Genomic DNA, 22,436 nt, shown 5'->3' with positions numbered 1-22,436 from the left:
TGACCTGCTGCCAGCAGGTCGATGTGAGGATATGCGGGCGCGGGCTGAAACCTGCGCCCGTTTTTCACGCTTAGCGGAGAGAAAGAGTGAAGATAGCGTTGATTGTGCTGGCCGCCGGGCTGAGTCGCCGTTTTCGCCAGCAGGCGGGTGAGCATAAGCTGCTGGCCGACCTGGATGGCAAACCGGTGCTGCAACGCACGCTGGAGCAGGCCGTTGCCAGTGGTCTTGACCTGTTTGTGGTCACGCGCCCGGACGCCGCTGCACTTAAGGCGCTCTGCTCGCAGGCTACCCTGGTGCTGTGTGACAGCGGCGGGCTGGGCGAATCGATCGCCGCAGGTGTCAAAGCCAGCCGTGACTATGACGGCTGGCTGATTGCGCTGGGCGATATGCCGTTTGTCACGCCTGAAAGTTACCGCGCCGTCAGCGCTGCGCTGGCTTACGCGCCGATCGTCAGGCCGTGGATTGACGGCAGGCCGGGCCATCCGGTGGGCTTTCAGAACCCCTGCTACCCGATGCTGAGCACGCTACAGGGCGATGCCGGGCCGCAGGCGGCGGTGAAGTCACTCGCCGTCCGGCTGCCGCTTCAGGATCGCGGCTGTTTGTGTGATATCGATCTCCCTGCTGATCTGCAGTTAATAAAGGAATTTTCATGATTACGCTGGATCAACGTGTGATTAATGCGGCACTGAGCAGCTGCCTGGCGGGTCAGCAGGTCTGGCTCTGCACGGTGCTGCGCACCTATGGATCTTCGCCGCGCGCGCCTGGCACCCTGATGACGGTCAACGAAACGGGTGCTTACTGCGGATCGCTGTCGGGCGGCTGCATTGAAGAGGACTTTCTGGCGCAACTGGCGGCAGGAGCCTATCGCGCCAGCAGTCAGCGGGTGCGGTACGGTGAAGGCGGAATGCGTCCTGACGTCAGCCTGCCGTGCGGCGGCAGCCTGGAGATCGTCATTGAGTTTCTGCCGCCCGATGATGCCACGCTGGCGCTGCTGACGGCCATGCAGCGCGCGCTGAGCGGACAGCAGCCGATGGTGAAAATGATACGACCCGGCGAACGTGCGCAGTGGGAAGTGCTCGCCCCTGACAGGGTGTTGCCTGCGCTGGATGCCAGTGAACAGCAGATGTTACTGCCGGTTGGTGCGATACCGGAACTGCTGATCGCGGGCTACTCGACTGTGGCATATGAGTGCATCCGGCTCGGGCAGATGCTGGGATTTCACGTGCGGGTCTGTGAGCACCGACCGGAGATGCTGACGGAGCTGGAGAGCCACTTCAGCGCTGCGGACAACGTGACGCTGGTGTCACAGCATCCGGCGCGCTGGCTGGAGCTGAACGGCGCGCATGCAGCGGTGGCGATTGTGGCACTGACCCACGATCCCCGCATTGATGACCTGACGATGATGGAGGCGATCGCGACACCCGCGTTCTATATCGGCATCATGGGCTCGGCGAAAAATAGCGAGAAACGACGGGCGCGACTACAACAGATCGCCGGCATGGATCGTGCCGAACTGGACCGCATCCATGCGCCCATCGGCCTGCCTATCGGCAGCAAAACCCCGGCGGAGATTGCGCTGTCGGTGATGGCCGATATCGTCCGGGTGAAAAATCGCGGGCTATCAGCCGCCTGAGTCCGGCGTCGCCTTCGGTGCGAGCCGATAGAGGTAGCTGCCCGAATAGGGGATCGGCAGGAAATCATGGAACAGCTGCCGCAATGTCTGTTCAGGATCGACATCGCGGAACAGTTGCGGATAGAGCGTGGTGGCGAAGAATTCTGTCGCTACCACGTGCCACGGACTGAGGTAAAAGTTGTGCCAGATTGCCCCGGCATGACCGTCCCGCAATGCCGTCAGCTGCTTCAGCGCATTCTGCTGACCGGTCAGCGCCAGCAGGCTCTGCCGGGTCTGCGCTGTTATGACGGCGGGGCCGAGTTTTAAGGCTCCCGCTTCATCGGCGCTGCCGGTGCCGGTGGCGAAGTAAAAGTCGGGCTGTGCCGCAATCACACTCTCCTCACTCAGCCGTCCGAACACGCCTTTGATCTGCTGACTGGCGATGTTGTCGCCCCCGGCAAAGCGCAGCAGCTCACCCAGGTTGCCATTCACCGACGTCACGCAGCATTCACTGCGCCGCCCGAGATGCAGCTGCAAAAGAACTTTAGGTTTAGCTCCGTGATAGTCCGCCAGTCGGTTCTCAATGCGCTGCATGTGGCTGCGGTAAAAGCGATTGAAGTCAGCAGCCCGCTGGGGCTGATTCAGCACCTCGCCCAGCAGGGTCATGCTGCGCTCGGTATTTTTCAGCAGCTCAACCCGCAGATCGATCCTCACCACCGGGATATGCGCCGCGCTGAGCATCTTCTCCAGCACTGCTCCGCTTTCACTGCCGCGCGCCAGCTGCGGCAGGATCACCAGGTCCGGTTTCAGTGCGATCACCTGTTCGGGATTCATGTCATTGACGCCATCCAGACCCAGTACCGGAATGTCCTCCATCTGCGGAAACTTACTGGCAAAAATCTGCCAGGTCTGGGGATCATACTTTTTCAGATCCTGTGGCCAGCCAGCGATATGCTGCAGCGGATTGCCGGGCGTCAGCAGCGCGACGCTGTAGAGCATCCGGCTTTCACCCAGCACAATACGCTGCGGATGGTCGGGTATCTCTACTTCGCGGCCGGTGATGTCGGTCAGCGTGCGGGCGTGTGCGCCAGCGCTGGCCAGTATCACGCTCAGCATTAATAACGCACAGCGCAGCGATTTAAAATTCAACACGGGCCTGTACCATCAGATTGCGGGTTTCACCTTCACGGACGCGCAGGTTGCCGCCGCTTGAGCTGTAATAGTGCTGGTTAAACAGGTTATTGATGTTCAGACGCAGCTGCGTTTTTTCACCGAACAGGCGGTTGTTCCATGCCACGAAACTGTCTGCCACCACATAGTCGGGCAGGGTGAAACTGTTATCGGGATCGCCTGCACGGCTGCCGACATAGCGTGCGCCTCCGCCGAGCCGGAACGAGCCGGGCAGGCTGCTGATCTGCATCTCATGGCTGAGATAGAGCGCACCGGCATGGCGCGGCGCATTCTGCAGACGATTACCATTGTTATCCGGATTAACCCGGTCATTTACGATCTCTGCCTGATCATAGCTGTAGTTCGCACTCAAATCCCAGCCGGGTGAAATTTCGCCGTTCAGCTCAAACTCAGCGCCGGTCGATCGGGCTTTATCAATGGCCCGCGTGCTGCCATTAATATTCAGCGACATCGCTTTTTCGTCTATCCGATAGAGCGCGACGGTGGCGAACAGTTTCGGCGAGAGTTGCCATTTACTGCCAACTTCCCAGCTGGTGCCCTGTTCCGGTTTGCCGACATTGCCATCATCATCCACGTCGGTTGACGGGGTGAACGACTTACTGACGCTGGTGTAGAAAGAGAGATCAGGTGTGAATTTGTAGATCACCCCCGCCTGCGGCAGAAACTTATTACCCTCATCATTCAGGGTTTCCACCTGCGGATTAAAGCCGCGCGAGGCGCGCTGTTCATAATGCTGATAACGACCGCCCAGCACCACAATCCAGTCGGGTGACACAGAAATGCTGTCTTTGGCGTAGAGCGACCGGCTATGAATGCGGTTCAGGTTATTGGCGGCTGCGCTATTTTCCGTGCTGGCGTCCGTGACCGGTGACAGCAGGTCATATTCAGGCGTGAAATAGTTGAACTGGCGGTTGACCTTGCCCTGATACTGATGGGCACGATAAGTCTGGTTCATCTCATAGTCGGTGCCCACCACCAGCGCGTGCTGCATACCCAGAATTTCGGGATTACCCAGCAGATCCCAGCTCAGATATTTGGTTTTGTGGTTAAACCCGCGATTGGCATCGGCGCGACGTGTGACCACGCCGCTGCTGGCGTTCACCGCCGTCACGCGCACTTCATTGTTGTCATAGCGCCGCTGGTTCCAGCCCAGGGTTAACCGGGTGCGCCACTCATCATTAAACTGCCAGTCATAATGAGCATTCAGGGTTTTGTTATGGCCCCAGGCGTGATTGGCTTTGTCATCCAGCCGATCTTTATAACCGATGTCGATCGGCTTGCCGTCAATGAAGGCCGTGCCGCGATCGTAGGGAATGTCATAGCGGTAGTCGGCATAGCTGATCAGAAAACTTGCCTGCTCGCCATACCATTGCAGAGAGGGTGCCAGAAGTGTGTGCTCTTCACTGCCAAAGTTGCGCCAGTAATCCTGATTTTGCTTTTCGGCGATCAGCCGGAAGGCGAAGCCGTTGCCCAGCGGACCGGTGACATCCAGGGTGCCCGCACCGCCACCTTCACTGGCGTAACGTCCGCTGACGCTGGAGTGCCAGCTGTATTGCGGCTTTTTGCTGACTACATTGATAATGCCGCCCGGATTCTGAATGCCATACAGCAGCGAGGAGGAGCCTTTTAGCACCTCAACCCGCTCGGTCGTGGCATCGAAATTCAATCCCTGACTGCTGCGGATGCCATCCCGGTAGATGGAGCCATCGGCGTTGCTGCCAAATCCGCGTCGTACAAAGCCATCTTCGGTGCCAGCCAGCGTGTTCGCTTCGGTCACACCACTGACAAAGCGCATCGCATCCGCCAGTGAGCTTGCCTGGTAATCGTCCAGTTGCTGCTGCGTGACCACGCTGACCGACTGCGCCTCATCGATCCGCGCGGTCGGCATTTTACTGGCAACGCTACTCTGGCTGGCGCTGTAATTTCCCTCTGAACTGGCATCCGCGGTCACGGTCATATCCGGGGCGCTGTCGGTTGCTGCATTGACCTGTGGCAGCATGATGCTGCTGCAGATCGCCACGACCAGAGCGGGGTGCCGGGCCGGATATCGTGAGTCTTTGTTTTTCATTTTTCTTTTCGTATCTGAAGCAAAGGACCTGACGACTGACAATCTGTCTGTCTTGCAGGTCTACCCTGGAGGTGTTCTGCAATATGCAGCGTTTAAACAGAGGAGATCAGTATCAGGCCTTCAAGGTCATTATGCCGGCCGGACGACAACCTTTCTCATCTGTAATTGAGAATCATTCAAACATCCGCTATTGTAGTAGTAAACATAAATTGAATAGAATTGACTACATTTTTGCCGTATCGTTTATCGCTGCAAAAAGATTGGCTGGAATTTTTATCCTATTGAAAATAATGAATATATTTTTATATGAAGGTGAGGTTTTTGGTTAAATCCACATCTTCTTCAGGTGAAATATAAAACAGCGTGACGCTTTTACTACATCTCCCGGCCCTGAAACTATCTATTTAGCCAGACTAGCAATGAGCCTTTTCACACGTTAACCCCAGTTGCAGGTGCAGCATGAAACAGAGCAGGCCCGTTAAAAACAGAGTGGATGTGGTGGCAGAACGTCTTCGCGCCCGTGAAAAGCAGCTTTCACCCCGCCTGCTGGCGGTGGCGCGCTATATCGATCAGCAGCGGGAAACGGTGCTGGAGAGCACCGCGATGGAGATCGCTGTGGCGAATCACACCTCTGATGCCACTGTAATCCGCGCGATTCAGGCGCTGGGCTTTAGCGGACTGCGTGACCTCAAACAGACACTAAAGGCCTGGTTTGGTCCTTCGCTGACCTCTGAAGATAAGATGATTACCACCGTCAGTGAGGTGACCAGTGATGTGAACAGCGCCATCGACTTTGTGCTGGAGGGCCACCGTCACGCCTGTGAGGTGCTGTCGCAGCCAATGAATCGGGTGGCGGTAGCGGATAGCGTGGCGCTGCTGGGCGAAGCGCGGCAGGTCGCTATTTTCGGCATCAACGCCTCTGGTATTCTGGCGGACTACAGCGTGCGGCTGCTCAACCGTATCGGTCTGCCCGCCTTTTCCCTTAACCGCGCTGGAATTGCGCTGGCAGAGCAGATGCTGGCGCTACAGCGTGGCGACGTGCTGATCATGATGGCGCAACAGTCGGCGCACCGGGAAGGGACAACCGTGGTACGTGAAGCGAAGCGGCTGGATATTCCGATTATTCTGCTGACCAACGCCACCGATTCCTTTTTCGCCCGCGAGGCGGATGTCGTAATCAATGTGCCGCGCGGCGGCGAGAAGGGACGCATTCCCCTGCACGGCACGATTATGGTCTGTCTGGAGATGCTGATCCTGTCCGTTGCCTCAACGCTGCCACAGCGTACCGTTAAGACGATGAAACGGTTACAGGATCTTAATCGCGGGCTGAAGCCCGCCAGCAAAAAGTAGCCAGTGTAACGACGCCGTGGTGGGTTCCCGGTATTTCACCTGAACCAGCACGGCTGATCTTTAAGTCAAATTTCTCCGCTTTGCGAGCGCGATCCCGTATTTTCTGCCACCCCTTTCCTCAGCCGTCTACGCTTACAGCTTGCTGCGCCAGCCGGCGCGGTTCTTACTCATTCTGACTTTCATTTGATTTGTGCGGAGCTGCTGATGAAACCCCTTCACGCGCAATACCTTTTCTGCTGTGCCACCCTGAGCCTGCTGTCGCCGCTGCCTGCGATGGCCTGGAGCGACCTCACCGTCTTTGGCGATAGCCTGAGTGATGGCGGGAACGTCGGGCGCTTTACCTATGATGGCGCGACCCATCCGCTCTATGACGAGATCGTAGCGCAGTCGCTGGGTGATAACCTGCGCCCTTCATCGCAGGGCGGAAACAACTATGCCGAAGGTGGCGCAGTTGCGGTGCCTGCGATTAATCCCCTGTTTAACACTCAGGATCAGCTTGATAACTACCTTGCGGCGCGGGGCGGGCGGGCTGATTCGGATGGTCTCTATATTCACTGGATTGGCGGCAATGACTTAGCGGCGGCGGCTCTTGCCCCCCTCGCTGCCCGGCAGATAGTGGATAACAGCGCCAGTGCAGCGGCCTCACAGGTCAGCCGGTTGCTGGATGCCGGAGCCGGAACGGTGATTGTACCGACGGTACCCAATGTAGGGGCAACGCCCGCCCTGCTGCAGGCGATTCTGCAGGTGCTTGGCCCCTCGGCACAACCTGCCACGGCGGCGCTGTTTCAGTCGCTGAGCACTACCACTACGCCTGACCGTGCCGCAAGAGAGCAGGCGATTGAAACCGCGCTTGGCGAGGCGGCCGGACAAATCTCTTCAATCCCGCTGATCCGGGATGCCATTGCGCAGCAGCTGATTGCCGCCTGGCAGTTACTGAGTCAGGAGGCGGCGACACTCACCGACCGTTACAACCAGGCTGAAGAGCAGGGGCTGGTGACCGCACGCGGGAACATCGCACGAGTGGATATCAATGGCCTGTTTAATGAGGTGATCGATAATCCGGGCCTGTATGGACTCACGAATACGGCCGGAATGGCCTGTCCGCCAGGTGTCTCGGCGATGGACTGCACCTCCTCGACGACAGGATTTTCGCAGTCACAGCAGTATCTGTTTGCAGACAGACTGCATCCCAGCCCGGCGGTCCATGCGCTGATCGCCGATTACATTCAGTCGGTGCTGAATGCGCCGCTGCAGGTAGCTGCACTGAGTCAGGCGCCGTCGATGCTGGTGGGCGATGCGCGCAATACGCTGGATGGACATCTGCAGCAGCAGCGTCAGCAGCCCGCCAGTGCTGGCGAGTTTACTGTTTTCGGCGGTTATGCCGGGCAGCAGCGTGATTTCCGCGGCGACAGCCTGCAGGATGGCGATGCGACCAGCGCCAGCGGCACCGTGGGTGTGGGCTATCAGCTGACCGATCACTGGCAGGCCGGTGCCATGCTCTCTACGACCTCGCAACGTCAGGATCCCTCGTCGCGCTTTGATTACCGTTTACGCGGCAATCTGGTGGCACTCTGGAGTCAGTTGAATTATCTCGATCGGGGATGGATTAATGCGGACGCCCATTATGCCGATCTCGACTTTGATGATATTGAGCGTCAGATCAGGCTGGGACCGGCGACCCGCACGGAAAAGGGCAACAGCAATGGTAAGGTGCTGGGAATGCGGCTGCAGACCGGCTGGGATTTGCCGCTGGGTAGCTATGTTTCTACTGGCCCGGTGGCCAGCTATGCGCTCGACTACACCCAGGTCGATGGCTATAAAGAGGAAGGCAACAGCAGCACCTCAATGCGCTTTGGCGACCAGACGCTGCACTCTCAAATCGGCGCAGTGGGCTGGCGTATCGACAGCAAAGATTTGCTGATCAATCCCTGGGCGCAGGTCAGCTACAATCACCAGTTTGGTGACAGCGATTCGGCGGTCACCGCCGGACTGAAATCGACCCGCACCGCCTTTACCCGCAGCAGCGATTCCAGTGATGATAACTGGATCGATATGGCGGTGGGTGCGAGCGTGCCGCTTGGCACCTCGGTGAATGCCTTTGCGGGCGTCTCGGCGGTAACAGGCAACAGCGACATGCATCAGGTGACATGGAACGTCGGGCTTAACGCCCGCTTTTAACGGATCTGCTTTGCGGAGTGAAAAGCCCTGCAGACGTTGTCCGTCGCTCTCATAATGATAGCGGCGGGCGACGTTGCAGCAGATCTGAGCGTTCATCACACCCCGGATGCAGTCGGGTATAACTCTCTTCTGTGGCGTACCTTTTTCACGCTTCGATCAAAGCCTGCGCCTCCAGTTCGCGGACCCGCGGTATCACTTCGCAGCCAAAGAATTCGACCTCTTCATGAAAGTGCAGAAATGCCAGCAGCAGCAGATCCACTCCGGCCTGCTTCAGTTCGATAATACGTTCAGCAATCTGCTGCGGTGTGCCAATCAGATTGGTTTTAAAGCCGTCGTTGTACTGCACCAGATCCTCAAACGACGATTTCGCCCAGTTCCCCTCTCCTTCGGGTGAGGCACTGCCAGCATTTTTGACCTCATGCTGAAAGCCTTTTACCGCATCCGGGTTGGCTTTGCTGATGATCTCATGAAGCACCGCCTGCGCCTGCTGTTCGCTCTCGCGGGCAATCACAAAACCGTTCAGCCCGATTCTGACCTGATGCTGATGACGTCCGGCTTTTTCACGGATATCCGCGACCTGCAGACGAACGCCGTCCGGGGTATTACCGTTGGTAAAATACCAGTCTGACACCCGGGCGGCCATGTCGCGCGCCGCGCGTGAACTGCCACCCTGGAAAATTTCCGGGAGCGGTGACAACGGCTTGGGTTTCATCACGTAATCGCGGAAGCGATAAAAATCGCCGGCAAAGCTAAAACTCTCTTCACGCCAGATGCCGCGCAGGCAGCGAATAAACTCTTCTGAACGCAGATAGCGCTCTTCATGATCGAGCCAGGGTTCACCAATTGCCTTGAATTCGCCCCGGAACCAGCCGCTGACAATATTAACGGCGATGCGTGGACCATAAAGATGGCTGATAGTGGCAATCTGCTTTGCCGCCAATACCGGATTCCACGGGCCGGGAAGCAGAGCGGCAATCACTTTTAATTTCGAGGTGTGACTAAGTAAATCCTGCGAGAATGTGACCGATTCATGCTGATTATCTGCGCCATATCCTGCAGTAAAGCGAATCTGCGTCAGCGCGTAATCAAAACCCGCCTGTTCAGCGATCTGCGCCAGTTTGCGGTTGTATTCGGCATCCCAGCGGGTACGCTGCTCTATCTGACTGATCACCAGTCCGCCCGAGACATTCGGCACCCAGTAGGCGAACTGTAAAGGTTGGTTCAGTGACATGGTTTACTCCTGGCATATAGCTGGATTAATGGAACAGTTAAATCTTCCAAACTTTCAGATATAAAAGAAAAGACCAAGCAGTAACCATGCCAGAGATTAAATAATTGAAGTTAAAGGATTAAAATCCAGTTTTGCATAAGCGAGCTGTTGCAAATGCAGCAACACAGAAACAGCACGGTTGCTGATGCAGCAGCGCTTCATGACCGCGCGTAACTGCGGCGAGGCCAGGGGCACTGAACCCGGCGGTATTCGCAGATAGCCGCAAAGCGATGTGATAACGTAGCGGTTCTGTTGCAGAGCCGGAGGGCACTATGATTGTCAGACAGGCATCGCCCGAAGAGGCGCACCATTTATGGAACATCAGAAATCTGGCCATCCGTCATGGCTGCCAGCATGCTTATCCACCCGACGTGCTCGCCGCCTGGACGCCAGACCGCATGCCCGCCAGCTTTCCTGCAATGATCCGCATGAATCCCTTCTTCGTGATTGATGGCCCGGACGGCGTGCCGGTTGCTACCGGATCGCTGGACCTTGCCGCCGCCAGCGTGGAAGCCATTTTTACCCTGCCCGGATTTACCGGACAGGGAATGGCTGGGCTGATCATCGACACCATCAAAGCGGAGGCGCTGCAGCGTGGCTACCACCGGTTGACGCTCGCTTCGACGCCGAACGCCGTGGGCTTTTACCAGCAGCATGGCTTCCGGCCGCTGGGCGAAAGTTTCTATCCGTCAAAGCTGGCGGGCAGCGATTTACGCTGTACTGAGATGGCGATTGATCTGTGAATGCCCGCTGCCGTCAGGCTGGCAAAGCAGAGCAAAAGTTTCCGGTGCAAAGACTTCGCAAGCCCCCGCCGGTAAGGTATAGTCCGCGTTTTTTGGAGGAATCATGCTGACTGACTCATCAACTCGTCTTAATAAATACATCAGCGAGAGCGGCATCTGCTCCCGTCGTGACGCCGATCGTTACATCGAGCAGGGCAACGTTTTCATTAACGGCAAACGCGCCACTGTAGGCGAGCAGGTATTTGCAGGCGATGTGGTGAAGGTCAATGGTCAGCTTATCGAGCCGCGCGATGAAGACGATCTGGTGCTGATTGCCCTGAATAAGCCGGTGGGGGTTATCACCACCATGGAAGAGGGCGAGCGCGATAACATCAGCGATTTCGTCAATCACAGCAAGCGCGTCTTCCCGATTGGCCGACTCGACAAAGATTCTCAGGGCCTGATTTTCCTTACCAACCACGGTGATCTGGTCAACAAGATCCTGCGGGCCGGTAACAACCACGAAAAAGAGTATGTCGTTACGGTCGACAAGCCGATCACCGATGAGTTTATTGCCGGAATGAGCGCAGGCGTGCCGATGCTGGGCACGGTGACCAAAAAGTGCAAAGTGAAGAAAGAAGCGCCGTTTGTCTTCCGCATCACGCTGGTCCAGGGGCTGAATCGCCAGATCCGCCGTATGTGTAAGCATTTTGGCTTTGAAGTGACGAAGCTTGAGCGCACCCGCATCATGAACGTCAATCTCAAGGGATTGCCGCTGGGGGAATGGCGCGATCTCACTGACGACGAACTCGTTGAGCTGTTTAAACTGCTGGAGAACTCCTCTTCAGAAGATAAACCAGCGAAGAAAGCTAAAGCTCCGGCGAAACCGGCCGCCGCCAAAAAACCGCAGAAGAGTGCGGCGAAACCCGCTGAAAAAGCGGATGCTAACGGTGCCTCACGCAAGCGCTTTGTACAGCCGGGACGTAAGAAGAAAGGGCGCTAATAATGGCCCGATGCAGAGAGCGACTTTCCTGCTCTCTGCATCTGTAATCAGCGGATCATCACGGAATGATCCGGGCCGCCCGGAAGCGGGCAAACAGATCGCAGAACATCTTATCCGTTGCGCGATAACCGTGGAATCCCGCCCGCCGCAGCTTGCTGCCGTCGCCAAACATGTCGTAATCCCAGCCAAAAACAAAATCAGCGAAGACACCATCACTGAGCGCCAGAATATCGGGCTGGAGCAGCGCGTCGGCAGCGGCGATTTCCCGCCACAGCGTACGATAATCCTGAAATAGTTGCCGGAACGACAGCGAAACCGGCGGCGCGATCTCCAGTTCAAACCACGCTGCAATGACCGGCCACAGTTCACTCCAGCGCCAGAGATCGCCATTGTTGATATTAAACGCCTGATTGCGTGCGTCAGAAGTGCGTGCGGCCCAGATCGTCGCGTCGGCCAGCAGAGTGGCATCGGTAAAATCGACCATACTGTGCCAGGCTTCCGGCGAACCGGGAAAGCGTAAGGGCAGTCGCGCCGCGCGACAGATTGAAGCGTACAGCGCCAGGCTCAGCGCCAGGTTCATGCTGTTGCCCGGCCTGTCACTGCCGACCACACCGGGCCGCAGCGCACTCCAGTGCCAGGCTTTATCTTGCTGTTGTGCGCTCAGCCAGTTCAGCTGCGCGGCGTTAAACTCAGCACCCGGTACACCAGGATCGCTTTCCCGCGCCGGCGTTTTAAAGCGTCCGAGATGGGCGCCATACACTTTGTATCCCTGCATCAGGCTGACATGCTCAAGTGGGGCGACATTTTCCATTGTCCGAACCAGATTCTGCAGCATGGCAAGATTCGGCCCGACCATCGTTCCCCAGTCAGAAGCGTTCAGCCAGGCGCTGTAAAAGATATGCGTGACGTCGGTGAGTGATGCCAGCTGTTGCTGGCACTGCTGACTATCGCGCAGATCAACCGCAATAACCTCTGTTCCGCTGACTGCAGAGTCTGACCGATGCGTCAGTGCTTTGACCTGCCAGTGGTCTGCTACCAGTGCCTGACTTAGTTGCTGACCGACAATCCCGCTGGCACCCGCCACCAGCGCAACCTTGTTATCCTGCGTCGTTTTCATGATCATTGCCCTGTTAAGAGAGAAGCCGCATTCTCACCTGCGTTTATTTCTGATTAAATCCCCTGAACCGGATGTCACTTATCAGGAAAATCAATAAATGCAGAACAAACTGAATGCGATTCAGACCTTCATCCGGGTGGCGGAAGCGGGATCTTTTTCGGCGGCGGCCCGGCAAAACGGCATGAAGCAGTCGGCGGTAAGCCAGCAGATTGCCGCGCTTGAAGAGGCGCTGGGGGTTGTGTTACTGCACCGCACCACACGAAAAATGGCGCTGACGGAGCAGGGTCAGCATTATCTGCAGCAGGTCAGGCAGCTGCTCAGCGCGATGGAAGAGCTGGAGCAGCAACTACGGCCTGAATCGCAGCCTCTGCACGGCAAACTCTATATGCAACTGCCGAGCGGCATCGGGCAGCGGCTTATGCCGCATCTGATTGCATTCCAGCAGGCGCATCCCGCGCTGCGTCTGAATATTGCGCTGGAGGATCGCCTGTCGGATCTCATTGGTGAAGGCGTTGATGTGGCTATCCGCCTCAGCGAATCGCCGCCCGCTACACTGGCTGCCCGTTCACTCACCACGGTTGAAACCGTGCTGGTGGCTTCCCCTGAGTGGATAGCGCGAAACGGCACGCCGCAAACTCCCGGTGACCTGCAGCACCATCCCCACATACGTTTTAGCGGCGTGTCGCCCGATGCGCCGCTGCAGCTGGTGTCCGCGACCACGAGGGTGTCTGTGCCGGTGGAAAGTGCATTTCGTTCTAAAAACAGTGATGCATTGATGCAGGCCCTTGAAGCGGGGCTGGGGATCGGTGGGTTACAAACACTTATCGGCGCAGACGCGCTGGCATCCGGCCGACTGGTGCGGGTTTTACCGGACTGGCGGCTTCCCGACCGCTATCTTTATGCTGTGTTCCCCGATGCCCGCTTTATCCCGAATAAAGTGCGGAAGCTGGTCACGTTGTTAACTCAGGAGCTGGTGCGGTTGCAGGGAACAGGGCAGGGCGAGACCTAACGCCCAGGCTGTTTTACTGATCCGCATGGTGCAGCAGAACCCAGAAACGCTGAAGACGCTCGCGAAGCTCTGACAGGCCAGCCCGTATGGCTGGCATCCTGTTTCATTATCGATGCCTCCGGTTTACCCTCTCTGAAGAATTTAAAACCCCTCTCCCCCAATCCCGCAGTCCGCTCAACGCCTCCCGCCCAATCTTAAGGGGGTCACATTCAGACCAACGACACTTTTCACCCTGATCAGGGCGTGGCAGGATAAGCGCAATCTATCAAGGAGTGTGCCTGATGTTACTGAAAGGTATGAACGATCCGCTGCTGAAAGCGTATCAGCATCCCAAATCACGGATGATGATCAGTCGTTTCAGGGGGCTGGCGGGGGATCGAAGACTCAGTGACTGGCAGGCGTTCTGTATTCTGGTCACCGGCTTTACCAATTACTGGTATGTGCATGCAGGTCACTACACCATTAATGTCACACTGACTAAAACCCGCCAGTTCGACTTCCTGCAGGACTTTCTGCATTTCACGGTTACGCTGGATGGGTTAATTGGTGATGAACATTTTCGTAGTCCGGATTTTGTGCTGCCCCATTATGATGTGCCCTACGAATTCTGCCGCTGGCGTAACAAGCGCGGCTATGATGCGTTAACTACCTATATCAGCAAGCAGGGTGTGAAATCCCATAAAGGGATATTCGTCGCCTCTGAAGGGGCTTCCCCGGAAGAGCAGGTGATGAAATGGGAAGGTGTGGTCAACGTCTATGACAAAACCTTTTTTAGCATGACTAACTTCAGCACCACCCAGGAATTTCTGATCAAAGACATCAGTAGATCCATACAGGAAGGATTGCTGAAGCACCTGAGTTTTTACCGCGATCTGTTTCACTATATCTTCCCCTCACCAGCGGAGGCGCGGTTGCAGGCGCGCGATGACAGGCGCTATCTGGCTAAAAGATAGCGCCCGGGCATCTTCAGATCAGGTCAATGGGTTCAGCCGGGTCTGCTTAAACGTTGCAAACCCGGTAGTCAGCTGACCTCTCAGCGGGGTTTACCACTTCATCTCGCCGGTATTGACTTTGGCGCTGAGTTCCAGTGAAGCCGGTTCTGCCAGTTTCGGCCAGGCGGCTTTCATGGCGGTAATCACCTGCGCTGAGGTTTTATGTTGCGCCAGCGCCGCCTCAAAACTCTTCAGATAATTCAGGGTGAAATCCACAGCCTGTGAACCGGCCGGACGGGCACCGAGATAGTGACCCGGAATCACGTTCTTCACGTTCAGCGTCTGCATTTCGGTCAGGATATGACGCCATTCAGCGCGGCTCTGAACGGTCTGAGTGTCAGCCGTCCAGACATGAATGCCCGAGGAGAGGGCGGTACCGCCCAGAATGGTGCTCGCAGACGGGATCCAGATATAAGCGGCGTATTGCTCCGGATGACGCAGCTCCAGCACCTCGCCGTCGACGCTAAAGCGGGTCTGATGGGTCACTTCAGGCACGAACACCTTATCCGGCGCGCCCTGCTTCATCTGTGGACCCCAGTATTTCAGCTTGGCGTCATGCGTCTGCTGGATATGCTTCACCACCGCCGGCGCGGCAACCACCTTTACATCCGGCCAGGCTTTAACAATCGGCTCCAGACCAAAGTAGAAATCGGGATCGCCAGAAGTGATCACTATTTCCTTTAGCGTTTTTCCGCTCTTTTTAATCATCTCTGCCAGTTTTTCACCGTCCTGGGTGCTGAACTGGGCATCAAACAAAATCGCTTCGGTTGGCCCACTAACCAGCGTTGAGGAGACGGCAAAGATGCCCTTTTCCTGCGGATTATAGGTTTGCAGTTGCAGGGTGGCCGCGCTGGCGGAGGCCGAGGCCAGCACCAGCATCACAGGTAACAGCGTAGTTTTCATTGAGGATCCTCAGAGATAAATGCCCCATTCAGGCAGGCGTAACGGGCAATGTTCAGTATCAGTGGTGCTATTCTACGCATCTGGCTATCTGTTAGAATTCCCGCAATCAGAGATGCTGAGTTTCATAATCCGAACAGGTGGAGTGGATGGACAGAGTCACGGCGGCAGCCGTTTTCAACCGGATATGTGAACTGGGCAGCCTGAGTGCTGCCTCACGATCGCTGGGGATCTCCCGCCCGATGGTCAGCCGTTATCTGGAGGAGATGGAAACGTGGGCGGGAACGCGTCTGCTGCATCGCTCTTCGCGCCAGCTGACCCTTACGCCTGCCGGAGAGGCGATCCTGCAAAAAACCCGTCAGCTGGCCCTGATCTCAGAGGCGATCCAGCAGGAAACCACCCAGGGCGTCCCGGCCGGAACGCTTCGCATCGCCTGCGCCCACTTTACGGCTCTTCATCTTGTCGGCCCGGTGATCCCCGATTTTCTGGCGCGTTATCCGGCACTGCGCATCGAGCTGGAAATTAACAATCAGCCAGTAAGCCTGATTGGTGAGCGTATCGATCTCGCTATTCGCATCACCGACTCGCCAGAGCCGGGGGCGATCGCACGCCGTCTTGGCGAATGTCATTCGGTACTCTGCGCCTCACCTGAGTATCTTAAGGCGCGGGGTAACCCGGAAACCCCGGACGATCTGGCTCAGCATAATTGCCTCTACTACAGTCGCTTTGCCGGACAGAGCTGGCATTTTACGGCGGCTGGCGGGGAGAAAATCGCGGTTGCCGTCAGAGGAAATTTCAGTGCGGGTATCTCTTCACTGTTGTGTGACGCGGCGATAGCGCATTGCGGGATAGCGATGGTGCCTGAGCAGGAGGCTCGCCACGCACTGGAAGCAGGGAAGCTGGTAAAATTACTGCCCGATTATGAGCCGCAACGTATTGGCATATGGGGGCTTTACCTGTCGCGTGAGCACCAGTCTGCCGCACTGCGGCTGATGCTGGATGAGCTGCAAAGCAGAATCCAGAGCCGGTGATGAGAGGGGAAAGTAACCGATCAAAATGGAACCTTACTATGAGTGATAATCAAACCCTTTACTGGAACCCTATGGTGCCAGAACTGACCGTCACTGACTTTACTGCTTCGCTGCATTTTTACACCGTGGTGCTGGGTTTCAGTGTGAGAATACAGCGCCAGCAGCCTGATTTTGCTTACCTCTGCTATGGAGAGGTGCAATTGATGATTGAGCAGTTCCATCCGCAGGGCTGGAACATAGCCGATCTGCGCTGGCCGCTGGGGCGGGGTATTAATTTCCAGATTGAAGTCGACGATGTTCAGGCTGTACTGATGCGTTTGCAGCAGCATGCTGTTCCGCTCTATCGGCCGCTTCGGGACAACCACTATGACATCGGCGAGACCACCGCCTGTCAGCGGGAGTTTCTGGTGCAGGACCCCGATGGTTATCTGCTGCGTTTCAGCCAGTATCTGGAATAAGCTGAACGTGTTTTGGCAATATTAATCAGCAGGAGAATGGCTTGAGTAAAATAGACATTCTCTTCGGATATTTTATATTGACTGTTCAATCATGATCAACGGAAGCCTTTAATAGCAGCGTAGTAAAGTCATCTAAAGCGCGAAGAGTTACCTGCTGTTTACCACCGTCACATTAATCATGACCTTTTCCACTAACGGAAGGCGCTATGCATAGCGTGTTAACTATTGCAAAGCGTCATTAAGTCACAGGCGGCCGTGATTTGCTGCTACAAAGCCATAATAAAAAAATGAATGTAAGAAAGAAAATTTATCCAGCGATGATCTACACTCTCGTTAGCTGGCTGGATTAGGATTATTCTCAACAAAGGTTTTTAAGGGATTTCATTGGGCTAAGCGTTCGTACATTTACATTTATTCGTTCACTCAGCACTTAATCTTTGGGAATGTGAGCCGATAACAGGTGATACATACTCAGGAGGACGCACAATGAAATCTTTTTTATCTGTCGGCATTAGCACGCTGCTGATTGCCCTGGCCGGACCGGTTATTGCGGATTCAGATTCTGGCACTATAACCTTCAGCGGAGCCATTACTAATGGTTCATGTAATATGAATGTCGGACAAAATCCTGTCGTGTTTGACTGTTTTGATCCCGCCAGTGGTAAGGCTGTGGTCACTACTGCTGACCTGATGAATCCCGAATCGCTGACCAAGTTACCTCTGGAAGTAAAAATGCACTGGTTTAATCCTGAAAAGAGCAAAGGGATACTTTACGTTACCTATCTTTAACGCTTCTCTTGAGGTTTTATTCTGAACGACAGTGCAATGCCTTAGCAGCAACGGTGACATGGAACCTAAAGATATAAACCCATAGCCAATACAGGGTTTATCATTAAGTCACTAAGAGCCAGTGAAGTATCTTCTTTGAAATTTTTAAGTCAGCATCGGGGAATTCATTTTACCGGATTGATCATCAGATAGTGTGCGCATCTTATTAAACCCCTGCATAATTGAGGGTTAACACGCGTTGCATCTGTTGATATGCAGAAAAAACCCACCTTTGCTGTCAAAGGTGGGTTTAATTTATAAAAAGCTTGCGTGAAGATCAGTAAGAGTCAGAAGAGCGCTGAGTAAAATATTTCGTGCTCTGACGCTTCTCCTTTTTACGACGCAGCACCAGGCTGGTGGTAATAATCAGCAGCGTCAAACCGCCGGTTGCCAGTAATTCAGCCTGATGTTTCGCATCAAACAACATGATTACCAGCACCGTGACGATAAACAGGATAGTGACCCACGTCAGGCCAGGAAATAACCACATCCGGTAACTCAGGACTTCACCCGCTTTCTCGCGCTTTTTACGCAGCACCAGGTGGGACGCAGCGATCACCAGATAGACCAGCAGTGCAATCGCTCCCGACGTGGCCAGTAAAAATTCAAACACCACGCTGGGCGCCAGATAATTGGCGATCACCGCCAGAAATGCAGCCGCGGTAGAGAGCAGCACAGCAATCCACGGCGTGCCGCTGCGATTGGTGCGTGAGGCAGCCGCCGGTGCATCTTTGCGGCGTGACAGAGAGTAGAGCATGCGCGAAGAGGTATAAAGTGCAGAGTTAAGACAACTGCACACCGCCATCAGCACCACCAGATCGACAATCAGTCGGGCGTGCGGGATGTTCATCGCCTGTAACACCGTCTGCCATGAACCCTGTTCAACCAGCCCTGGCGCATTCCACGGCACCAGCGCCACCACAAAGAAAATCGACAGCAGATAGAACAGTGCAATACGCCAGATGACGGAGTTAGTCGCCTGAGTAATCTGCTTGCCGGGATTCTTCGACTCTGCGGCGGCAATCGTGACAATTTCTGTGCCCATAAAAGAGAACATGGTGGTCAGGATGGCAGCCACTACCGCGCCGATACCATTCGGCATAAATCCGTGAGTGTCATAGAGATGCGACAGGCCGCTGGTATTGCTGTCAGGCAGCAGACCAAACACTGCCGCACCTGCCACGCCCAGGAACAGGATGATGGCAACGACCTTGATCAATGCAAACCAGAACTCAAACTCACCATAATTTTTCACGCTGAGCAGATTAGTAATGGTCAGCAACAGGGTGATAGCAAACGTGAACTGCCAGATGGCGACATCGGGGAACCAGGCATGAAGAATGGTTCCCGCAGCGTTGGCTTCCAGCGGGATCACCAGCACCCAGAACCACCAGTAGAGCCAGCCGATGGTAAATCCGGCCCAGCGTCCCAGCGCTTTATCGGCGTAGGTTGAGAACGAGCCTGAATCGGGTGAGGCGACGGCCATCTCGGCCAGCATCCGCATAATCAGGACCACCAGCGCACCGGCAGCGGCATAAGAGATCAACACAGCGGGGCCCGCTTCAGAAATAGCATGGCCGGAGCCAACAAATAGCCCGGCGCCAATCACGCCCGCAATTGAGAGCATACGCACGTGGCGCGGTTTCAGGTTTTGAGCCAGCGAATCTGCATTCGCACTCTGAGTCATCGTCATGTAAACGTCTCCTGTCGACGTCCGGCCTGGATGGCCGGACGAACGGGGATGAACTTGCGTTAACGCATCAGCGAAATCAGGCCGGGACGACGGGATGTCCGGCGGGTGCGACACAGTGATTGATCACCGTAGAGAGAATGGTCAGCGCCTGGCTGAACTGCGCATCCGGAATGGTGAGCGGGTAGAGGAAGCGGATAACGTTGCCTTTGGCTCCGCAGGTCAGCAGCAGCAAGCCCTGTTCCATCGCCATCTTCTGAACCGCCTGCGCGGTGCTGGCCTGATAGAACTCCATCGCCACCATCGAACCCAGCGCACGCACTTCAGCAATGTCCGGATGTTTGCGTTGATGTTCCTGGAGTTCTGCTTCAAGCCGGGCACCGAGATCAACGGCGCGCTGGCAGAGCTGCTCCTCTTCTATTACATCCAGCACCGCATGGGCCGAGGCGATAGCCAGCGGGTTTCCGGCATAGGTTCCGCCCAGCCCACCTGGTGCAGGTGCATCCATCACCTCTGCACGACCGGCGACCGCGGAGAGCGGCATCCCGCCTGCAAGGCTTTTCGCCATGGTGATGATATCGGCCTTCACCGGGTAGTGTTCCATGGCAAACAGTTTGCCGGTACGGGCAAATCCACTCTGGACTTCATCCGCAATCAGCAGAATGCCGTGCCGGTCAGCCAGCTCCCGCAACTGCACCATAAACTCTGCGGGTGCCGCATGGAATCCACCTTCGCCCTGCACCGGCTCCAGCACGATTGCGGCGACGTCATGAGGCGCAATGTCCTGCGTAAAAATTTCTTCAAGGCTGGTCAGTGCCGCCTCGATGCTGATCCCCTGAACCGCACTGGGATAGCGTGCATGGAAGACTGACGGCGGCATCGGGCCGAAATCCCGCTTATAGGGCGCCACTTTTCCGGTCATCGCCATGGTCATAAAGGTGCGGCCATGGAACGCGTTACCAAAGGTGATAATGCCGTGACGGCGGGTATAGGCACGCGCCACTTTAACGGCATTCTCTACCGCTTCCGCCCCGGTGGTGAAGAAGGCCGTTTTCGCCGCACCTGCGATGGGAACCCGCTGATTAATACGCTCGGCCAGTGCGATGTAGCTTTCGTAAGGGGTGATCTGAAAAGCCGTATGGGTAAACTTTGTTAATTGATCGGCAATCGCCTGTTCAATGCGTGGATGGCGGTGGCCGGTGTTCAGTACCGCGATGCCGCCCGCGAAGTCGATCCAGCTATTACCCTCCTGATCCCATAAGGTGGCGTTCTCTGCCCGGGCAACGTACCAGTCGCACAGCGTACCGATACCTTTGGGGAGAGCCTGTGCTTTGCGCTGCTGCAACAGGTTATTTTTTTCGCTCATTTATTCCACCTCGTTAATATGCGTGTTTACAATTCCCGACAAACACGTTTATTTATGCCTGAGGCGTGGTGAGTTGCCAGAGCCAATTGTCAGAGGAAAGGTGGAGCCAATTGCGACTCTTATACGCAGATCATCTATTAGCGCGGTTACAGTTTATAAGAACTGGCTCATTACATCAGCGGCTGCTGAACTGCATGCAGGCCGCGATCGCTGAAGAGGTGTTTCCGCGCGGAAGCCGTTTGCCGCCAACCCGCGATCTGGCGCGCGAACTGGGCGTGTCGCGAAACACGGTTATGCATGTTTATGAGAGCCTGATGGCTCAGGGCTATGTCACTGCGCGGACCGGCAGCGGCACCTGGATTGCAGAGACGCTGCCGGAAAACTCTCTGCAGAGTGATGCGATAGCCGACCTTCAGGCGGTGAAGGCGCAACGACCGGCGACGCTGTCGAAGCGGGGCGCCAGTCTGCTGGGGCACGCTACAGCATCGCCTTACCAGTGGGGCGCGTTTGTCCCTGGCGCGCCCGATGTGACCGAATTCCCCCACAAGCTGTTCAGTCAGATTCAGGCGCGTCTGAATCGTGAGCCTGACGTTCACCGCTTGGTCTACAGCAGCGGCGGTGGCTGTCCCGATCTGCGCCATGCGCTGGTGGATTATCTGCGGGTGGCACGCTCAGTGCGGGCCGATGCTGACCAGATCCTGATCACCGAAGGGGTTCATCAGGCGGTTGATCTGGTGACGCGGGTGTTGTGCGATCCTGGCGATCGGGTCTGGATGGAGGAGCCCGGCTACTGGGGAACACGCAATCTGCTGCGCATGAATGGCCTGAAGATTCGGGCGATGCCCGTGGATGAGCAGGGACTGGTGCCGGACAGCGGCCCGGCACCAAAGATGGTGTTTGTGACGCCCTCTCATCAATATCCGCTGGGTGTGCATCTGAGTCTGGCCCGTCGTCAGGCATTGCTCACCCTTGCACGTCGCCATCAGAGCTGGATTGTGGAAGATGACTACGACAGCGAATTTCGTTTTTCCGGCCAGCCTCATCCCTCACTGCAGGGGCTGGAAGCGGATGCGCCGGTCATTTACATGGGAACGTTCAGCAAAACGCTCTATCCCGCGCTGCGCATTGGCTACATGGTGGTGCCGAAACCGCTGGCACAGCCGTTGCGCATCGCCGCGGCAGAGCTCTATCGCGGCGGACATCTGCTGATTCAGCGTGCGCTGGCGGAGTTTATCCGGCTGGGCCATTACATGGAGCATATCCGCCGGATGCGACTGCTTTACCGCCAGCGGCGGCAGTTTCTCTGCAGGCTGATCGAGCGCTATCTGGGGCCAGCCTTTTTACCGGCATTCAATCATGAAGCGGGACTGCATCTGGTGATCCCGCTGCCAGCAGGCGCGGATGACGTGGCGATAGCCGCGGAGGCGCTAAAGCGCGGCGTCAAAGTACGGCCACTTTCGCAATATTATATGCACCCTCAGGAGGCGCGCGGATTGCTGCTGGGTTACGCCTGCGTCAATGAGCGGCAGTGTCAGGATGCGTTTGGCACACTTAAAGCCTGTCTTGCGTCCGCCGGAATGGTATTCACTCCGCAGCGCTAGCGGGTTCAGGGACACTTGTTTTGAAGGAGGGCGGTTTTACTGCCGCCTCT

At 56.2% G+C, this 22,436-nt stretch carries 19 protein-coding genes; 12 read left to right on the top strand and 7 right to left on the bottom strand.

Features of this window, described 5'->3' with window-relative positions:
• The first annotated feature begins 86 nt into the window (after window positions 1–86).
• Window positions 87–653 carry a nucleotidyltransferase family protein gene (locus ACMGGP_RS20760; RefSeq protein ID WP_498798831.1) on the top strand — a complete coding sequence of 189 codons (567 nt, stop codon included), beginning with the start codon at window positions 87–89 and terminating at the stop codon, window positions 651–653.
• Entirely contained in the window at window positions 650–1,633 is a 984-nt protein-coding gene (locus ACMGGP_RS20755; protein ID WP_167430111.1) for an XdhC family protein, read from the top strand. Before ACMGGP_RS20760 ends, ACMGGP_RS20755 begins: the two co-directional genes overlap by 4 nt.
• On the opposite strand, the gene ACMGGP_RS20750 is transcribed toward ACMGGP_RS20755, so the two are convergent.
• Window positions 1,622–2,764 (bottom strand): ABC transporter substrate-binding protein, encoded by a 1,143-nt coding sequence (locus ACMGGP_RS20750; protein ID WP_498798830.1) that lies wholly within the window; start codon window positions 2,762–2,764, stop codon window positions 1,622–1,624. The two genes, ACMGGP_RS20755 and ACMGGP_RS20750, sit on opposite strands and share 12 nt — an antisense overlap.
• Window positions 2,751–4,871: a TonB-dependent siderophore receptor gene (locus tag ACMGGP_RS20745; protein ID WP_498798829.1), complete on the bottom strand. Its 2,121-nt coding sequence runs from the start codon at window positions 4,869–4,871 to the stop codon at window positions 2,751–2,753. Before ACMGGP_RS20745 ends, ACMGGP_RS20750 begins: the two co-directional genes overlap by 14 nt.
• Before the next feature lie 459 nt (window positions 4,872–5,330).
• Between ACMGGP_RS20745 and ACMGGP_RS20740 the strand changes: the two genes are divergently transcribed.
• Window positions 5,331–6,221 (top strand): MurR/RpiR family transcriptional regulator, encoded by an 891-nt coding sequence (locus ACMGGP_RS20740; protein ID WP_064690918.1) that lies wholly within the window; start codon window positions 5,331–5,333, stop codon window positions 6,219–6,221.
• Window positions 6,222–6,425: 204 nt separating this feature from the next.
• On the top strand, window positions 6,426–8,399 hold the full coding sequence (locus ACMGGP_RS20735) for an autotransporter outer membrane beta-barrel domain-containing protein (protein WP_498798828.1): 1,974 nt from the start codon (window positions 6,426–6,428) through the stop codon (window positions 8,397–8,399).
• 145 nt (window positions 8,400–8,544) lie between these two features.
• On the opposite strand, the gene sfnG is transcribed toward ACMGGP_RS20735, so the two are convergent.
• A complete protein-coding gene (sfnG, locus tag ACMGGP_RS20730) occupies window positions 8,545–9,630 on the bottom strand; it encodes a dimethylsulfone monooxygenase SfnG (protein ID WP_498798827.1) in 1,086 nt (361 codons plus the stop codon).
• Window positions 9,631–9,941: 311 nt separating this feature from the next.
• Between sfnG and ACMGGP_RS20725 the strand changes: the two genes are divergently transcribed.
• Window positions 9,942–10,412 (top strand): GNAT family N-acetyltransferase, encoded by a 471-nt coding sequence (locus ACMGGP_RS20725; protein ID WP_033760746.1) that lies wholly within the window; start codon window positions 9,942–9,944, stop codon window positions 10,410–10,412.
• Window positions 10,413–10,515: 103 nt separating this feature from the next.
• Window positions 10,516–11,394, top strand: coding sequence for a 23S rRNA pseudouridine(2604) synthase RluF (gene rluF / locus ACMGGP_RS20720; protein ID WP_498798826.1), 879 nt, complete (start codon window positions 10,516–10,518; stop codon window positions 11,392–11,394).
• A 58-nt stretch (window positions 11,395–11,452) separates the two neighbouring features.
• On the opposite strand, the gene ACMGGP_RS20715 is transcribed toward rluF, so the two are convergent.
• Complete coding sequence (locus ACMGGP_RS20715) at window positions 11,453–12,511, bottom strand: SDR family oxidoreductase (RefSeq protein ID WP_498798825.1); 1,059 nt, start codon at window positions 12,509–12,511, stop codon at window positions 11,453–11,455.
• Window positions 12,512–12,608: 97 nt separating this feature from the next.
• Here ACMGGP_RS20715 and ACMGGP_RS20710 point away from each other — a divergent pair, with 97 nt between their 5' ends.
• Together ACMGGP_RS20710 and ACMGGP_RS20705 are read left to right on the top strand one after the other, a co-directional pair.
• On the top strand, window positions 12,609–13,520 hold the full coding sequence (locus tag ACMGGP_RS20710; RefSeq protein WP_498798824.1) for a LysR family transcriptional regulator: 912 nt from the start codon (window positions 12,609–12,611) through the stop codon (window positions 13,518–13,520).
• A gap of 281 nt (window positions 13,521–13,801) precedes the next feature.
• Window positions 13,802–14,473 (top strand): hypothetical protein, encoded by a 672-nt coding sequence (locus ACMGGP_RS20705; RefSeq protein ID WP_480255487.1) that lies wholly within the window; start codon window positions 13,802–13,804, stop codon window positions 14,471–14,473.
• Between the two features lie 90 nt (window positions 14,474–14,563).
• On the opposite strand, the gene ACMGGP_RS20700 is transcribed toward ACMGGP_RS20705, so the two are convergent.
• A complete protein-coding gene (locus ACMGGP_RS20700; protein ID WP_498798823.1) occupies window positions 14,564–15,415 on the bottom strand; it encodes a Vmh family MBL fold metallo-hydrolase in 852 nt (283 codons plus the stop codon).
• Between the two features lie 146 nt (window positions 15,416–15,561).
• Here ACMGGP_RS20700 and ACMGGP_RS20695 point away from each other — a divergent pair, with 146 nt between their 5' ends.
• The 3 genes from ACMGGP_RS20695 (at window position 15,562) to ACMGGP_RS20685 (ending at window position 17,690) form a co-directional block, all read left to right on the top strand.
• Window positions 15,562–16,443 (top strand): LysR family transcriptional regulator, encoded by an 882-nt coding sequence (locus ACMGGP_RS20695; protein ID WP_498798822.1) that lies wholly within the window; start codon window positions 15,562–15,564, stop codon window positions 16,441–16,443.
• A gap of 38 nt (window positions 16,444–16,481) precedes the next feature.
• Window positions 16,482–16,901, top strand: coding sequence for a bleomycin resistance protein (locus ACMGGP_RS20690; protein WP_061703275.1), 420 nt, complete (start codon window positions 16,482–16,484; stop codon window positions 16,899–16,901).
• 486 nt (window positions 16,902–17,387) lie between these two features.
• Window positions 17,388–17,690: a YmdA family protein gene (locus tag ACMGGP_RS20685; RefSeq protein WP_062758956.1), complete on the top strand. Its 303-nt coding sequence runs from the start codon at window positions 17,388–17,390 to the stop codon at window positions 17,688–17,690.
• 316 nt (window positions 17,691–18,006) lie between these two features.
• Here ACMGGP_RS20685 and gabP read toward each other — a convergent pair whose 3' ends face one another.
• Together gabP and gabT are read right to left on the bottom strand one after the other, a co-directional pair.
• Window positions 18,007–19,422: a GABA permease gene (gene gabP / locus ACMGGP_RS20680; protein WP_167423134.1), complete on the bottom strand. Its 1,416-nt coding sequence runs from the start codon at window positions 19,420–19,422 to the stop codon at window positions 18,007–18,009.
• Between the two features lie 76 nt (window positions 19,423–19,498).
• Window positions 19,499–20,785, bottom strand: a complete 1,287-nt coding sequence (gabT, locus tag ACMGGP_RS20675; protein ID WP_163641182.1) for a 4-aminobutyrate--2-oxoglutarate transaminase — start codon at window positions 20,783–20,785, stop codon at window positions 19,499–19,501.
• 65 nt (window positions 20,786–20,850) lie between these two features.
• On the opposite strand from gabT, the gene pdxR reads away from it, so the two are divergent.
• Window positions 20,851–22,386: a MocR-like pyridoxine biosynthesis transcription factor PdxR gene (gene pdxR, locus ACMGGP_RS20670; RefSeq protein WP_498798821.1), complete on the top strand. Its 1,536-nt coding sequence runs from the start codon at window positions 20,851–20,853 to the stop codon at window positions 22,384–22,386.
• Window positions 22,387–22,436 lie beyond the last annotated feature (50 nt).

Origin of the sequence: Curtobacterium sp. BNK-1, assembly GCF_048685235.1 — a bacterium.
In the GTDB taxonomy this organism is placed as follows: domain Bacteria; phylum Pseudomonadota; class Gammaproteobacteria; order Enterobacterales; family Enterobacteriaceae; genus Pantoea; species Pantoea agglomerans.
This window is presented reverse-complemented; position numbering and strand designations above follow the sequence as displayed.

What these genes read in the sequence shown, in the direction of transcription:
- ACMGGP_RS20740 (WP_064690918.1), top strand. Translation starts at nt 5,331, where the DNA reads ATGAAACAGAGCAGGCCCGTTAAAAACAGAGTGGATGTGGTGGCAGAA.
- gabP (WP_167423134.1), bottom strand. Translation starts at nt 19,422, where the DNA reads ATGACGATGACTCAGAGTGCGAATGCAGATTCGCTGGCTCAAAACCTG.
- ACMGGP_RS20700 (WP_498798823.1), bottom strand. Translation starts at nt 15,415, where the DNA reads ATGAAAACTACGCTGTTACCTGTGATGCTGGTGCTGGCCTCGGCCTCC.
- ACMGGP_RS20755 (WP_167430111.1), top strand. Translation starts at nt 650, where the DNA reads ATGATTACGCTGGATCAACGTGTGATTAATGCGGCACTGAGCAGCTGC.
- gabT (WP_163641182.1), bottom strand. Translation starts at nt 20,785, where the DNA reads ATGAGCGAAAAAAATAACCTGTTGCAGCAGCGCAAAGCACAGGCTCTC.
- ACMGGP_RS20725 (WP_033760746.1), top strand. Translation starts at nt 9,942, where the DNA reads ATGATTGTCAGACAGGCATCGCCCGAAGAGGCGCACCATTTATGGAAC.
- ACMGGP_RS20705 (WP_480255487.1), top strand. Translation starts at nt 13,802, where the DNA reads ATGTTACTGAAAGGTATGAACGATCCGCTGCTGAAAGCGTATCAGCAT.
- rluF (WP_498798826.1), top strand. Translation starts at nt 10,516, where the DNA reads ATGCTGACTGACTCATCAACTCGTCTTAATAAATACATCAGCGAGAGC.
- ACMGGP_RS20745 (WP_498798829.1), bottom strand. Translation starts at nt 4,871, where the DNA reads ATGAAAAACAAAGACTCACGATATCCGGCCCGGCACCCCGCTCTGGTC.
- ACMGGP_RS20710 (WP_498798824.1), top strand. Translation starts at nt 12,609, where the DNA reads ATGCAGAACAAACTGAATGCGATTCAGACCTTCATCCGGGTGGCGGAA.
- ACMGGP_RS20685 (WP_062758956.1), top strand. Translation starts at nt 17,388, where the DNA reads ATGAAATCTTTTTTATCTGTCGGCATTAGCACGCTGCTGATTGCCCTG.
- ACMGGP_RS20735 (WP_498798828.1), top strand. Translation starts at nt 6,426, where the DNA reads ATGAAACCCCTTCACGCGCAATACCTTTTCTGCTGTGCCACCCTGAGC.
- ACMGGP_RS20695 (WP_498798822.1), top strand. Translation starts at nt 15,562, where the DNA reads ATGGACAGAGTCACGGCGGCAGCCGTTTTCAACCGGATATGTGAACTG.
- sfnG (WP_498798827.1), bottom strand. Translation starts at nt 9,630, where the DNA reads ATGTCACTGAACCAACCTTTACAGTTCGCCTACTGGGTGCCGAATGTC.
- ACMGGP_RS20690 (WP_061703275.1), top strand. Translation starts at nt 16,482, where the DNA reads ATGAGTGATAATCAAACCCTTTACTGGAACCCTATGGTGCCAGAACTG.
- ACMGGP_RS20715 (WP_498798825.1), bottom strand. Translation starts at nt 12,511, where the DNA reads ATGAAAACGACGCAGGATAACAAGGTTGCGCTGGTGGCGGGTGCCAGC.